Origin of the sequence: Nocardia sp. NPDC024068 (genome assembly GCF_040638875.1) — a bacterium.
GTDB lineage: Bacteria > Actinomycetota > Actinomycetes > Mycobacteriales > Mycobacteriaceae > Nocardia.
The window spans coordinates 25,487-39,726 of sequence record NZ_JBEZYU010000027.1 but is presented as its reverse complement, the minus strand read 5'-3'; the positions used below and the strand labels follow the sequence as shown (position 1 = coordinate 39,726).

At 68.8% G+C, this 14,240-nt stretch carries 13 protein-coding genes; 10 read left to right on the top strand and 3 right to left on the bottom strand.

Going from position 1 to position 14,240, the window contains the following annotated elements; genetic code table 11:
- Positions 1 to 60: 60 nt before the first annotated feature.
- From AB0F41_RS20305 to AB0F41_RS20295, 3 genes are all read left to right on the top strand, one after another.
- Entirely contained in the window at positions 61 to 1,362 is a 1,302-nt protein-coding gene (locus AB0F41_RS20305) for an NAD(P)/FAD-dependent oxidoreductase (RefSeq protein WP_357425975.1), read from the top strand.
- A gap of 253 nt (positions 1,363 to 1,615) precedes the next feature.
- A complete protein-coding gene (locus tag AB0F41_RS20300) occupies positions 1,616 to 2,443 on the top strand; it encodes a GNAT family N-acyltransferase (protein ID WP_357425973.1) in 828 nt (275 codons plus the stop codon).
- A complete protein-coding gene (locus AB0F41_RS20295) occupies positions 2,440 to 3,387 on the top strand; it encodes a lysophospholipid acyltransferase family protein (RefSeq protein ID WP_357425971.1) in 948 nt (315 codons plus the stop codon). The genes AB0F41_RS20300 and AB0F41_RS20295 overlap by 4 nt, the downstream gene beginning before the upstream one ends.
- Before the next feature lie 102 nt (positions 3,388 to 3,489).
- On the opposite strand, the gene AB0F41_RS20290 is transcribed toward AB0F41_RS20295, so the two are convergent.
- Positions 3,490 to 4,086 (bottom strand): hypothetical protein, encoded by a 597-nt coding sequence (locus AB0F41_RS20290; protein WP_357425969.1) that lies wholly within the window; start codon positions 4,084 to 4,086, stop codon positions 3,490 to 3,492.
- 387 nt (positions 4,087 to 4,473) lie between these two features.
- On the opposite strand from AB0F41_RS20290, the gene AB0F41_RS20285 reads away from it, so the two are divergent.
- Positions 4,474 to 5,139, top strand: a complete 666-nt coding sequence (locus AB0F41_RS20285) for an STAS domain-containing protein (RefSeq protein ID WP_357425968.1) — start codon at positions 4,474 to 4,476, stop codon at positions 5,137 to 5,139.
- Positions 5,140 to 5,301: 162 nt separating this feature from the next.
- Here the strand turns inward: AB0F41_RS20285 and chrA are convergent, their stop codons facing one another.
- Complete coding sequence (chrA, locus tag AB0F41_RS20280) at positions 5,302 to 6,690, bottom strand: chromate efflux transporter (protein WP_357425966.1); 1,389 nt, start codon at positions 6,688 to 6,690, stop codon at positions 5,302 to 5,304.
- A 110-nt stretch (positions 6,691 to 6,800) separates the two neighbouring features.
- Between chrA and AB0F41_RS20275 the strand changes: the two genes are divergently transcribed.
- A complete protein-coding gene (locus AB0F41_RS20275; RefSeq protein WP_357425964.1) occupies positions 6,801 to 7,304 on the top strand; it encodes a Chromate resistance protein ChrB in 504 nt (167 codons plus the stop codon).
- A complete protein-coding gene (locus tag AB0F41_RS20270; protein ID WP_357425962.1) occupies positions 7,301 to 7,732 on the top strand; it encodes a chromate resistance protein ChrB domain-containing protein in 432 nt (143 codons plus the stop codon). Before AB0F41_RS20275 ends, AB0F41_RS20270 begins: the two co-directional genes overlap by 4 nt.
- Before the next feature lie 80 nt (positions 7,733 to 7,812).
- On the opposite strand, the gene AB0F41_RS20265 is transcribed toward AB0F41_RS20270, so the two are convergent.
- On the bottom strand, positions 7,813 to 8,133 hold the full coding sequence (locus AB0F41_RS20265; protein WP_357426039.1) for a MerR family transcriptional regulator: 321 nt from the start codon (positions 8,131 to 8,133) through the stop codon (positions 7,813 to 7,815).
- Positions 8,134 to 8,640: 507 nt separating this feature from the next.
- On the opposite strand from AB0F41_RS20265, the gene AB0F41_RS20260 reads away from it, so the two are divergent.
- The 4 genes from AB0F41_RS20260 to ligA all read left to right on the top strand — a co-directional run bounded on the left by AB0F41_RS20260 (position 8,641) and on the right by ligA (position 14,203).
- Positions 8,641 to 9,867: a cysteine desulfurase family protein gene (locus tag AB0F41_RS20260; protein ID WP_357425960.1), complete on the top strand. Its 1,227-nt coding sequence runs from the start codon at positions 8,641 to 8,643 to the stop codon at positions 9,865 to 9,867.
- A 2-nt stretch (positions 9,868 to 9,869) separates the two neighbouring features.
- Positions 9,870 to 10,970: a tRNA 2-thiouridine(34) synthase MnmA gene (gene mnmA, locus AB0F41_RS20255; protein ID WP_357425958.1), complete on the top strand. Its 1,101-nt coding sequence runs from the start codon at positions 9,870 to 9,872 to the stop codon at positions 10,968 to 10,970.
- Positions 10,967 to 12,001 (top strand): methionine synthase, encoded by a 1,035-nt coding sequence (locus tag AB0F41_RS20250; protein ID WP_357425956.1) that lies wholly within the window; start codon positions 10,967 to 10,969, stop codon positions 11,999 to 12,001. The genes mnmA and AB0F41_RS20250 overlap by 4 nt, the downstream gene beginning before the upstream one ends.
- Before the next feature lie 81 nt (positions 12,002 to 12,082).
- Entirely contained in the window at positions 12,083 to 14,203 is a 2,121-nt protein-coding gene (gene ligA / locus AB0F41_RS20245) for an NAD-dependent DNA ligase LigA (protein WP_357426037.1), read from the top strand.
- Positions 14,204 to 14,240 lie beyond the last annotated feature (37 nt).

Sequence of the window (14,240 nt, the reverse complement as noted above, 5' to 3'; positions counted from 1 at the left end):
CCTGAACCTTGAAATATCTTGGACTTGGATGACGGTTCCTAATGAGTGAAGGAGGCTGTCATGCAGAACGTCACTGGTATCGGCGCAGGGGTCGAGTACGCGGATGTCGTGATCATCGGATCGGGTTTCGGAGGTTTGGCCGCGGCCAAGCAGCTGGCCAAGGCCGGTGTCGATTATGTCCTGATTTCGAGCACACCGGAACACCTGTTCCAGCCGCTGCTGTATCAGGTCGCCACCGGGGTCCTGGCGTCCGAGGAGATCGCGCCCCCGATCGCGAATATCCTGCGCCGTCACGAAGAGGCCGATGTGCGCCTCGGTGAGGTCACCGCCATCGAGCCCGACGCGGCGATCCTCACCTACCGGACCGCGGAGGGCGACCGCCGGATCCGCTACGGATCGCTGATCGCGGCGACGGGCGCCAGCCAGTCCTATTTCGGCCGCGACGACTTCGCGGACAAAACCTATTCGCTGAAGACCATCGATGACGCCAAGCTGCTACGCGCCCAGATCGAGCGGGTGTTCCGGGAAGCCTCTGGCGCCGATGAGGAGACGCGCCGCCGCCTGCTCTCGTTCGTGGTGGTCGGCGCCGGGGCGACCGGTGTCGAGGTCGCGGGCCAGCTGAAGGAACTGGCCAAGCGGCACTTCCACCAGGACGTCTCGGTGAGCCTGGTCGAGGGGGCCGGTGCGGTGCTGCCGCCCTTCGGCGGCGGCCTGTCGGAGTACGCGAAGAAGACGCTGACCCGCAGCGGTGTCGAGGTGCTGCTCGGCACCTTCGTCACCGATATCGCCGACGGTGAAGTCACCGTCAAGGACAAGGACGGCGCCGAGCGGCGGATCGAAGCCGAGACCATCGTCTGGTCGGCCGGTGTGCAGGCCGGTGGTTTCGCGAAACTCCTGGCCGAGGCGACCGGATGCGAGACCGATCGGGCCGGCCGGCTGCTGATCAACCCCGATCTCACCGTCGGCGGATACGCCGATATCTACGCGATCGGCGATATGACCTCGCTCAACGGCTACCCGGGCCAGTCGCCGGTCGCCATGCAGGAGGGCCGGCACGCCGCCGATATCATCAGCCGCGATAAGCACCCGGGTACGCCGTTCGTGTACTGGGACAAGGGCAGCATGGCGGTGATCAGCCGGTTCAGCGCGGTCACCAAATTGAACGATCGCATCACCTTCAAGGGTGTTGTCGCCTGGTTCATCTGGCTGGCCGTGCACCTGTTCTATCTGGTCGGCTTCCGGAACCGGTTCGCCGCGGTCCTGTCCTGGCTGGTGGCCTTCATCGGAACCGGGCGGCCCGGATTCGAAGAGGTCGACGAGCGGCGCGACCGGATCCGGGAACCCGAGCGCTTCGTGGCATAACCGCGTGGGCGGGCCCGGTCGAGCGGGGTCTGCCCACGGCGGATGACGCTGTGCCCACGGTGGATGGCGCCGAAGGTGTGCGAATTCGATATGGATTCCGGCCCAACTCCGGGCGTGTGTGCGCGGTTCGGACGAACGGCCGGAAACCCGGCGGTGAACGTCCGGTGTGATGAAGGTCTCGTTAACCGAACCGGCATGCCGGCGACACTTTGCGGTTGCTCCGGCGCCGTGTCGGACTGGCCTCCTAGGCCTTATGGCTATTACGTCCGTGCTGACAGCGCCGGCCCGCCCGGCCGGCAGCGAGGATCACCGGTCCCGATACGCACTGATCGTCTCCTCCGACTCCGACCATCGCATCGCGGCGCAGCGGTTGCGGTACAACGTTTTCGCCAACGAGCCCGGCTTCCGGATTCCCGACGACGGCACCGGTCTGGACGCGGACCGCTTCGACGAGCACTGCGACCACATGCTGGTGCGCGACGAACTCTCCGGCGAGTTCGTCGGCTGCTACCGGATGCTGCCGCCGGACAAGGTCGCGGCCGCGGGTGGGTACTACACGGCCACCGAATTCGACCTGACGCGGTTGGATCCGCACGGGCTGCGGGTCGTGGAAATGGGGCGGGCCTGTGTGGTCCCCGAACACCGCAACGGATCGGTACTCACTCTCATGTGGGCGGGAATCCTGCACTACATCCAGCTCACCGGGTACGACTGGGTGATGGGATGCGCGTCGGTGCCGATGCGAAACAACCCCGGCGACCCCGCGGGGGTCAACGTCCGCGGTGTCCGTGATCTTCTGCTCGCCAAGCACGCCTGCGGCCCGGACAAGCGGGTGCGGCCCTACCGGCCGGTGGTCGTGGACGGCGTACCGCTCGACGAACTCCCGGCGCCCGCGCGGCCCAAACTGCCGCCGCTGTTGAACGGCTACCTGCGCCTGGGTGCGGAGATCTGCGGCGAACCGGCCCACGACCCGGATTTCGCCGTCGCCGATTTCGTGGTCCTGCTGGGCCTGGACACCATCAACACCCGCTACCTGGATCGGCTGCGCGGCGCCGCCGCCAATCTCGGCGGTGCGCGGTGACAGCCGTGGCACGCGACGGCATCCAGCCGATCGCGCCGATCGCGTCCCCCGCGGCGGCACCCGCGGTTCATGCGTGGATGCCGGTGAGCCCGTGTGTGACAGGCTGCGTCGCGCACCGCCCCGAAATCGGGGTGGTCCGGGCGGGGTTCCGCGCTGCGGGGGCGATCTCGGTGCTACTGGCCTACCCGTTCGCGCATATCGTCACGCCGCCGTCGCGGCGATCGGGTGTGCAGCGGCGCTTCGCGCACACCCTGCTGCGCGCCTGCGGGATCCGCCTGCGAGTGGTCGACCGCCGCGGCGGCGCCGTCCCCACCCGGCCCCGGTTCGCGGCGCCGGACACCGGAGTCCTGGTCGCCTGCGGGCATATCGGGTGGGCGGATATCGTCGTGCTCGCGGCCGTGCAGCCGCTGGCGTTCGTGGCCCGCGCCGATCTCATCGACTGGCCGCTGCTCGGCCGGCTGGCCCGGGTGATGCGTGTCGTTCCCATCGAACGGGAACGGCTGCGCGACCTGCCCGAGGTGGTGGCACAGGTGGGCGCCCGCCTCACCGCGGGGGAGCGGATCGGTTTCTTCCCGGAGGGCACCACCTGGTGTGGGCGGGCGTACGGCACCCTGCGTCCCGCGCTGTTCCAGGCCGCCGTGGATACCGGGGTTCCCGTGCAGCCGGTGCGGTTGCGTTATCTCGGCGCGCACGGTGATCGCAGCACGATCCCCGGATTCGTCGGCGACGATACGCTGGTCGGCTCGATCGCCCGGGTGCTGCGCGCCCGTGGACTCACGGCGGAGGTCGTGCTGGCCCCGGTCGAACCGGCGGGGGCGGACCGCAAGGATCTCGCGCGCCGCTGTGAGCGGGCGGTACGCCAGGAGGAGTTGTCCGATTCCGCGCATGCCGTGCTCGCCGCGGCGGGGCGGCAGCTGAGTGCGGCGGCGGCCGTATCTGCCTGATCGGTGTGAATGGCCGGATCCGGGAATCTCGGATCCGGCCATTCATTGTTGAGTAGCGACTCGCTTTATAGTGTACCGCTGGACAACGGTAACGTGATCGAGTCAGCCGACGCTGCCGGTGCCGGGGAGCCCCCCGATTCCCGGAAGGCCCGGAAGTCCCAGAAGCGGCAGTTGCGGCAGTGCCGGCAGCTGCACCTGCGGGATCGGGAACGGGAACGGGCTCGCCGGGGCCGGCGGGATGTAGGGGTTCGGCTTGTTCCAGGTCTGCGGAATGCCGCCGCCGCCGCTGTGGTCCTCACGGTCCCAGTCCACGGGGGTGTCGTAGTCGTGACCCCGGGTGCCGCCGCGATTGGGGTGGCTGTCGTCGTCGCGCTCGTCGTGGCCGCTGTTGAACTGGTCGTTCCAGCCGTCGTAGTTCTGCTGGTTATGACCCTTGTAGCCGTACTGGCCGTGGTCGTCCCAGCCGAACTCGTCGCCGTCGCCCCAGTCGTCGCCGTCGTAGGCCTGGCTGTCGTTGTCGTCCCAGCCGTTGCTGTCCCAGCCGTTGCTATCGCCGAAGCTGTGGCCGGAATCGTGGGAGTCGTTCGGACCGGCGAGAGCCGGGCCTGCGACGGCGGTCAGGGAGGTGAGGGTGAGCACCGCGATCGCGGCGATCCGGGCGGCCAGGCGGCGGGTGCGCTGTTCGGGATTTCGGTTCATCGGTGGTCCTCACTCGGTCACGCCCCGATGGGTCGGGGTTTCGGGGCGGTCGCACTTTTGAGTGCTTTATCGATACACCAATGACCGTACCGCTAAATAACGGTACGTTCAACAGGTGAACGTCAAGTGGGATGGAGATCGGTTCGGTGATCGGTTCGGGTATCGAACGTCGGTGTGCGGGTTGCGCTCGCGCGACCTGCTGATCAGGGCCTGGATCGGCAGACCCGGCGTCGATATCGCTGCGTGACGAACTGGAGCAGCAGGCCACAGCCGGGTTTCGGCAAACGAACATTTCCGAACGGCCGTTGGCGGTCGAGCCGCACCGGTCTAGCCTGCCGATTGGGCCCATGAAGTCGCCTTGAAACCCGCCAGGGCTGCCCGACCGCGATGCGATATCGCCTATCGACCCGATGTGAGGGCACTATGAAACCAAGTGTCGGCTCTTCCTCGTTCTCTTCCGCTTCTCCCGTGGTGCCGGGCAGGTCACCCGAAGAACAGCTGGTATTCCGCACCCGGTGGCGCGGCGAGGTTGTTGTTCTGTCCGTGCGTGGTCAAGCAGACGCCTTCACCCTGCCACTGTGGCGGCGGCAGGTCCGGCAAGCCGCCGAGGCGGCAGCGGGCGCAGGCCTGATCATCGACGCGACCCGGTTGGAGTTCCTGTCGCTTCGTACTTTGGCCGCCGTGGCCGACGACGCGCACCGATACCGCGCCGATGGTCTCGAGGTGTGCCTGGTCGCCACCGATCTGCGTACCGCTCGACTCGCCGCGGCCGATCCGCGTACCGCGCATCTACAAGTCCGTTCGACCGTGGTCAGCGCAATGACAGCGATCCAGTTGAACCGTCGGACACTTTCCGCCGCCGGGCGCCACCGGACCAACCGGACGCCACGGATCGCCCCCGACGAGCCGAAGGCGGTTCCGAACGGGAGAGCGCACTACCGGGCCGGACAAACCGTGGCCTATCGCGTCGGGCGCCCCGACATCGCGACACCATCGGTGCCGGGAATGCACCCGGCGGGCGAGGACCGGCGACAGCCGGGTGACTGTCCGTGATCACTCCTTATATGGATATGGCAGGTGGGGTCGACGTGACGGTCGGCAGACCGCGACCGCGTCCGGTTCTGCCGGGCACAGGGTGCCGGGCTTCGGCCGGACGGCCGACTTGGACAGCGTCGAATCGCAGTTGCGGAGTGTTGCTCATCGATCGATGCATTCTCACACCGCCAGGACTGCGGCGAGGCCGAGAACAGCGCTGATGCCGAGGATTCGCAGCATCGGCCAGTTGAGTTTGAAGGCGAGGACTGCGGCGATGGCGGTGATCGCGATGGCGGTGGGCTGGATGCTGGTGAGGTCGGGGAGTTGTAGGTGCAGGGGACCGGTAGTGATGGTGTGGGTGTCGGTGAACAGGGTGTGGAGGGTGAAGTAGAGGCCGAGGTTGGCGATGACGCCGACGACCGCGGCGGTGATGCCGGTCAGTGCGGTGGTGAGGGTGTGGTTGTGGCGGAGGCGTTCGACGTAGGGGGCGCCCAGGAGGATGAACAGGAAGCAGGGTACGAAGGTGACCCAGGTGGTGAGCAGGGCCCCGAGAATGCCCGCGGTCCAGGGGTCGAGGGTGCCGGGATGGTGGTAGGCGCCCAGGAACGCGACGAATTGGACGACCATGATCAGGGGGCCGGGGGTGGATTCGGCGAGGGCGAGGCCGCGGACCATATCGGTGGGTGAGAGCCATCCGTAGACCTCGACGGCGCGTTGGGCGACGAAGGCGAGTACTGCGTAGGCGCCGCCGAAGGTGACCACGGCGGTGCCGGAGAAGAACACGCCTTGGGTGGTGAGTGTGCTGGTGGGGCCGAGAAATACGGCGGCGGCCGCGACGGGAGCGGCCCAGATGAGCAGCCCGATGCCGAGCACGGCCAGGCCGCGCCGGGTCGAGGGCACCTCGTGATGCAGGGCGTCGTCGGCGATCAGCGGCGCGCCTGCCTCGGTGTCCTGGTCCGAGTCGTGGGAATTCGCCGGTGTGGCAGGGCTTTTGCGGCCCAGTGCCCATCCGGCGGCCGCCGCGGCGGCGATCACGATCGGGAACGGGACCGCGAACAGCGTGAGCGCGGTGAAGGCGGTGACGGCGATCGCGACCAGCCCGGGCCGGGTGAGGGCGCGGCGGCCGACGCGCAGGACGGCTTGGGCGACGATGACCACCACGGCGGGGGCCAGACCGGCCAGTAGGGCGGTAACCAAGGTGGTATCGCCGAATCCGACGTAGATCGCCGAGAGCGCCAGGAGTGCGAGCATGCCGGGCAGGACGAACAGGGTGCCGGCGATGAGGCCGCCGCGGCGGCCGTTGAGCAGCCAGCCGATGTAGATGGCCAGCTGCTGGGCTTCGGGGCCGGGGAGCAGCATGCAGTAGTTGAGGGCGTGCAGGAAGCGTTGCTGGCCGATCCAGCGCTTCTCCTCGACCAGGGTGCGTTGCATGACCGCGATCTGGCCGGCGGGGCCGCCGAAGGTCTGCAGGGAGATGAGGAACCACGCTTTGGTCGCGGTGCGTAGCGGGATGAGGTCTGTGGTGGTGTCGCGTAGCACGGGGGTGTTCCCTTCTCCATCCGGATCCATGCCGGGAAATGTAACCGTGGTTGCATAGTTTCGGAATGTGAGAAAGATTGCAACCATGGTTGCGCTATGGTGGGCCGGGTGGTCGTAGAGGAGCGAATGGGGGTGAGGGTATGAGTAGCGTGATGTCCGGGCGGGCGGAGGCCGCGGGGCAGTGGGTGCTGCTGTCGTATCGGATGCCGCGCGAACCGTCCACGGCACGGATCACGGTGTGGCGCAAACTCAAACGCCTGGGTGTGGCATCCCTCGGGGACGGGGTGGTGGCGCTACCGGCCGATGCCCGCACCCGTGAGCAGCTCGACTGGATCGCCGAGGAGATCGTCGAAGGCGGCGGGGAGGCGATGGTGTGGCTGGCCGAACCCGCAGCGCTCGGGCCCGAACGACGCTTGGCCCAAGAGATGGCCGATGCCCGCATCGTCGAATACGCCGCGGTGATCGCCGAAGCCGAACAATCCACCGCGCTGGCAGAGCCGCAGCGGCTGCGGGCATTGCGCCGGCTGCGTAGTGAGCTGCGCCGGATCCAGCGCCGCGACTACTTCCCGCCACCGGAGCGCGCTGCCGCGGTGCGTGCGGTGGCGGCGTTGCATCCCGATCACGTCTCCGAGGAGTCCGCATGAAATGGGCCACCCGTGCCGGTATCCACATCGACCGGGCCGCCTGCGCCTGGCTGATCCGCCGCGAGATCGATCCGGAAGCGGAGTTCGTGTTCGTCGGCGACCCGGCCGAGGTACCGGCGGAGGCGACACCGTTCGATATGCGCGGTGTCGAACTCGGCCACCACGGCGGGGACTGCAGCTTCGAAACCATCCTGCGCCGCCACGATCTCACCGACCCGGTGCTGTGGCGGATCGCCGAGATCGTGCACGAGGCCGATATCGACGACGAACGCTACGACGCCCCCGAAGCCCCGGGTCTGGACGTGGTCCTGCGCGGGCTGTCGATGATCGGCGACGACACCCACACCTTGACCGTGGCTCGCCCGATCTTCGACGGCCTCTACGAGTACTACCGCCGGGAAACCCTCCTCGGCCGCCCTCCGGCCTGACCGCTGACCCGAGCGGTCTCTATGGGAAGCGCTCCTGCCACCCGGTGGCCGGTCGTCTTTCTCGGCCGAGGGTGGCGAATTCACGGTCGGTCCTGCTCGGTGAGTTCGGCGTTGATTTCGCGGGCTTCTGCGAGTTGGTCTTCGAGGATGATGATCCGGCACGCCGCTTCCAAGGGGGTGCCGGCGTCGACGAGTTCGCGGGCGCGGGCGGCGATACGCAGCTGGTATCGGGAGTAGCGGCGGTGCCCGCCGGCGGATCGTTGCGGGGTGATCAGTTGCGCGTCGTCCAGGGTGCGCAGGAACGCTTGGGTGGTGCCGAGCAGGTCGGCGGCCCGGCCCATGGTGTAGGCGGGGTAGTCGTCATCGTCGAACTTCTCGTTCGCGGTCGTGAGTTCAGAAATCGTGCGGCCTCCATACGCCGAAGTGCCCCGGCGCCTGCGGCGCCGGGGCACTGAAAGGGGGAATTACTTCGTCTTCCGACATATAACAGATACGTCGGCGATCACCCTCGTCACATAGCTTCACGGGGGACCCGACGGGCAACGCCTCCTTTCTCCTCACGGTGTTACTTCATCTTCTTTCCGTGCGCCTTCATTTACTTCCCGGCGGGCGGCGGGACCGTCACAACTGCCGGTCCCGGGCCGTGCCCGCCGTCCTATCATCACGGGCAGTTCATCATCTCCCGTGGCTTCTGGATACTTCTTACTCTTCCAACGACACAGGTGTCGGCCTCGCAGACCTCGGCTTCGGTGAAGTCGTAGAGCTGGTTCGGGCGGGCACTCGGAATCCGGGAATGCCGGTGGTGCCTGCGCGGTTGTGAATCGCGTGCAAATCGTAGAAAAATCGTAGAAAGCGGGGGGAGGCCCCCGAAGATGCCCAGGTCAATGGTGGGATAGGCTTTGTCGGTCATGAAGTCGGCTTTCCCGGGTGCTGTCAGCGGTGTGCCCACGACGGTCTACCTCGATCATGCGGCGACCACACCGATGCTGCCCGCCGCCATCGAGGCGATGAACGCTGTCTTCACGCAGGTCGGTAACGCGTCCTCGCTGCACGGATCCGGCCGGGAGGCCAGGCGGCGGCTGGAGGAATCGCGCGAATCGATCGCCGCCGACCTCGGTGCCCGGCCCTCCGAGGTGATCCTGACCTCCGGCGGAACCGAGAGCGACAATCTCGCGGTCAAGGGCATCTACTGGGCCCGCCGCGACGCCGATCCGCGCTGTACCCGGATTCTGGCCTCGGCCACCGAGCACCATGCGGTGCTCGACGCGGTGGAATGGCTGGAACGGCACGAGGGCGCCCGCGTCACCTGGCTGCCCGTGGACGCCGACGGCCTCGTCGCCCCCGAAACCCTGCGCGCCGCGCTGGCCGAAAACGCCGGTGAGATCGCGCTGGTGACGGTGATGTGGGCGAACAACGAGATCGGCGCGATCCAGCCGATCCGTGAACTCGCGGCCGCCGCGCAGGCGGCGGACGTACCGATGCACAGCGACGCGGTGCAGGCCGCCGCCCAGATGCCGATCGATTTCGCCGCGAGCGGGCTCGCGGCGGCGAGCTTCGCCGGGCATAAACTGGGTGGGCCGCACGGGGTGGGCGTGCTGCTGCTCGGCCGGCAGGTGGGCTGTGTACCGCTGCTGCACGGCGGCGGGCACGAACGTGACCTGCGTTCGGGTACCTCGGATGTGGCGGCCGCCGCCGGGCTGGCCGCGGCGCTGCGCGAAACCGTCGCCGAGATGTCTTCGCGGACCGCGGAACTGGTGGTGCTGCGCGACGCACTGATCGCCGGTGTGCGCGATGCCGTTCCGGAGGCGATCCTCAACGGCCCGCACGACGAGCGCCGGCTGCCGGGTAACGCGCATTTCACCTTTCCCGGGTGTGAGGGCGACTCGCTGCTGATGCTGCTCGACGCCGCGGGGATCGAATGTTCGACGGGTTCGGCGTGTACGGCGGGAGTCGCGTCGCCGAGTCATGTACTGATCGCCATGGGTGTCGGCGCCCGGGAGGCGCGGGGTTCGTTGCGCTTCTCCCTCGGCCACACCTCGCGGCGATCCGATATCGATGCTCTGCTGGATGTATTGCCGCAGGTGGTGGAACGAGCCAGGGCCGCGGGTCTGGCCGGTGCGAGAGGAGGTGCGTAGATATGCGCGTACTCGCCGCGATGAGTGGCGGAGTGGATTCGGCGGTGGCGGCGGCACGGGCCGTCGATGCCGGGCACGAGGTGGTCGGAGTGCATCTGGCGCTCTCGTCCGCGCCGGGGACCCTGCGCACCGGATCGCGCGGCTGCTGCTCCAAGGAGGACGCCGGTGACGCCCGCCGCGCCGCCGATGTGCTCGGTATCCCGTTCTACGTCTGGGATTTCGCCGACCGGTTCAAAGAAGACGTGATCGACGATTTCGTCGCCGCCTATGCCGCCGGGGAGACGCCGAATCCCTGCCTGCGCTGCAACGAGAAGATCAAGTTCTCCGCGCTGGCCGACCGCGCGGTGGCGCTCGGCTTCGACGCCGTGGTCACCGGGCACTACGCGCGGCTCGCCGACGGTGTGCTGCGCCGGGCGGTGGACGCGGACAAGGATCAGTCCTATGTCCTGGCGGTGCTGACCGCGGACCAGCTGAGGCGGGCCATGTTCCCGGTGGGCGACACCCCCAAGCCGCGGATCCGGGACGAGGCCGCCGAGCGTGGGCTCGCGGTGGCGAACAAACCCGACAGCCACGACATCTGCTTCATCCCCTCCGGTGACACCCAGGCCTTCCTGGGCGCGAAGATCGGCATCCGGCCGGGCGCCATCGTGGACTCCCACGGCGCGGAGCTGGGGCGCCACGACGGCGTGCACGGCTTCACCATCGGCCAGCGCAAGGGTCTCGGCCTGCCGGGGCCCGGGCCCGACGGAAAACCCCGTTACGTCACCGGTATCGATTCCGACTCCGGGACCGTGCATGTGGGCTCGGTCGACGATCTGGAGGTCTGGGAGATCGAGGCCGACCGGGCCGTCTGGACCTCCGGCGCGGCGCCGGAGGGGCCGATCGACTGTGTGGTGCAGGTCCGGGCCCACGGCGGTACGGCGCCCGCCACCGCCGAAGCGTCCGCGGCCGGGATGGTGATCCGGTTGCGGGAACCGCTGAGCGGAGTGGCCCGCGGTCAGGCCGCGGTGCTGTACCGGCCCGACGCCGACGGCGACGCGGTACTCGGCAGCGGGACGATCTCCGCGACCGCGCGCACGGCCACCGCCGGCGCGTCTCGATGAGCGCGGCCGGTTTTCCGGTTGGCGTAGCGACGGGGGTCGGCTCCTGGCCGGGCACCGACCCGCGGGAGGCCGCGGCCGTTATCGTCGGTGAGCTGCCCGGCCTGCCCCATCTGGTGGAGCTACCGGACCGCGGGGTCGGGGCCGACATGATCGGACGGGTATCGGCGCTGCTGGTCGATATGCGATTCGACCTCACCCCGCGCGGATACCGGCTGGCGGCCCGGCCCGGGTCGGCCTCGCGGCGTGCCCATGATCTGCTGCGCACCGATCTGGACGCCCTGCAGGAGGCGTGGGAGAACGCCGGCCTGCGCGGTGCCGGCCGGACGGTCAAGGTACAGGCGGCCGGTCCGCTGACCCTCGCCGCGCAGGTGGAGCTGCCGGGTGGGCATCGGGTGCTCACCGATCGGGGCGCGGTGCGTGATCTGGCGGGCTCGCTGGCCGAGGGGTTGGCGGCGCATATCGCCGAGATCGGGGCCCGGCTCGAGGCCGAAGTCGTCGTGCAGCTCGACGAACCGTTGCTCGGGCAGGTGCTCGAGGGCTCGCTGCGCGGCGCGAGTGTGCTGAACACGGTCGCCGCCGTACCGGAGCCGGAGGCGCTGTCGCTGCTGGACTCGGTACTGGACCAGCAGCGGGTGCCGACGCTGGTGCACACCTGTGCGAGTCCGCCTCCGCTGGCCTTCCTGGGCCGCTCGTCCGCGACGGCGCTCGGATTCGACCTGGCCACCGTATCCGGGACAGCGGCACTCGACGCGCTGGGTGAGGCGCTCGACCGGGGTAAGTATCTCGTGCTCGGGCTGGTTCCGGCGACCCGGCCGGCGCCGCCGCCGGCCTGGCGCGAGATCGCCGAACCCGGAGTCCGCCTGATCGATCGGCTCGGATTCCCGCGCTCGGAACTGGCTCGCAGGATGCTGGTGAGCCCGGCGTGCGGATTGGCCGGGGCGCAGCCGGACTGGGCGCGCGACGCGCTGCGGCTGGCCTCCGATACCGCGACGGCCTTCACCCGGGACCCCGAATCGGTGGTCGCGCAATAACTCCGGCCCGCGCCCGCGACGTGCGGTTTCGGTGTACCCGCGCTGTCGGTGGGCTGGACTAATCTGCCAGATGTGACTGAGATCGGAAGCCCCACCGAGCCCGATACGGATGCCGCTCCCGCCCCCGCCGCGGGGCCGGAGCGCGCGCGTTGGCAGGAACTCGCCGATACGGTCCGCGAACATCAGTTCCGGTACTACGTGCGGGACGCGCCGATCATCTCCGACGGCGAATTCGACGCCCTGTTCCAGGAGCTGCTGGCGCTGGAGGAGCAGTTCCCCGACCTCCGCACCCCCGATTCGCCGACTCAGCTGGTGGGCGGCGGATTCGCCACCGATTTCACCCCGGTGGACCACCTCGAGCGGATGCTCTCCCTGGACAATGCCTTCTCCGAGGCGGATATGCGGGCGTGGGCGTCGCGAGTCGAGGAGGAGACCGGCCCGGGCCTGCACTATCTGTGCGAGGTGAAGATCGACGGCGTCGCGCTGAATCTCGTCTATCGCGACGGGAAACTGGTCCGCGGAGCCACTCGCGGCGACGGGCGCACCGGTGAAGACGTCACCTTGAACGCGCGCACCGTCGAGGATATCCCGGGCGAGCTCACGGCCGATCCGGAGTTTCCCGTTCCCGCGCTGCTCGAGGTCCGCGGTGAGGTGTATCTGCGGCTCGAGGATTTCGAAACCCTCAACGCCGCGATGGTGGCGGAAGGAAAGCCGGCCTACGCGAATCCGCGCAACACCGCGGCGGGCTCGCTGCGCCAGAAGGATCCGTCGGTGACAGCGCGCCGGCGGCTGCGGATGATCTGTCACGGTCTGGGCCGGACGGAGGGGTACACGCCCGCCTCCCAGCACGAGGCGTATCGCGCCCTGGCAGCCTGGGGCCTGCCGGTTTCCGCGCATACGAAACTGGTGCAGGGCGTGGACGCGGTGCTGGAACGGATCGCCTACTGGGCCGAGCACCGGCACGATATCGAACATGAGATCGACGGCCTGGTGGTGAAGGTCGACGAACTGCTGCTGCAGCGCCGGCTGGGGTCGACCTCGCGCGCACCGCGCTGGGCGATCGCCTACAAATATCCGCCCGAGGAGGCCACCACGAAACTGCGCGATATCGCGGTCAACGTGGGACGTACCGGTCGCGTCACCCCGTTCGCGGTGATGGAACCGGTGATGGTCGCGGGGTCCACGGTCGCGATGGCGACGCTGCACAATGCCGCCGAGGTGGTGCGCAAGGGCGTCCTGATCGGCGATACCGTCACGATCCGGAAAGCCGGTGATGTGATCCCGGAGGTGCTGGGCCCGGTGGCGGATGCCCGTACCGGCGAGGAGCGGGAGTTCGTGATGCCCACGCACTGCCCGGAATGCGGTACCGAACTCGCCTACGAGAAAGCGGGCGATGCCGATATCCGCTGTCCCAACCAGCGCAGTTGTCCCGCCCAGCTGCGGGAACGGGTGTTCCATGTGGCCGGGCGCGGCGCCTTCGATATCGAGGCACTGGGCTATGAGGCGGCCATCGCCCTGCTGAATGCCGGTGCGATCGACGACGAGGGCGATCTCTTCGATCTCGACGCCGACCGGTTGCAGCGGGTCGGCCTGTTCGTCAACAAGAACGGCAGTCTCTCGGCGAACGGACGCCGGTTGCTCGACAATCTGGCCGCGGCCAAGGATCTGCCGCTGTGGCGGGTACTGGTGGGGCTGTCCATCCGCCACGTCGGGCCGACCGCCGCCCGGGCGCTGGCCGCCGAATTCGGCAGTATCGAACGGATCGAGCAGGCATCGCTGGAAGAACTGGCGAACGCCGAGGGGGTGGGGCCCACCATCGCCACCGCGGTCGCGGAGTGGTTCGCCGTCGACTGGCATCGCGCCATCGTCGAAAAATGGCGGGCCGCCGGGGTGCGGATGGCCGACGAACGCGACGAGTCGATTCCTCGCACCCTCGAGGGGTTGTCGATCGTGGTCACCGGGTCGCTGCAGGGCTTCTCCCGGGACGGGGCGAAGGAGGCGATCCTGCTGCGCGGCGGTAAGGCGGCCGGTTCGGTATCGAAGAAGACCGCGTTCGTCGTGGTCGGGGATGCGCCGGGCACCAAGGCCGCCAAGGCCGAGGAACTGGGGGTGCCGATCCTGGACGAGGACGGTTTCCGGCTGCTGCTGGAATCCGGTCCGGACGCGGTCCGGCCACCCGCCGAGCCCGGCGACGGAGGGTAGCCCGCCCACCGGCGCCCGCCGCCGGGTTCAGCCCGCC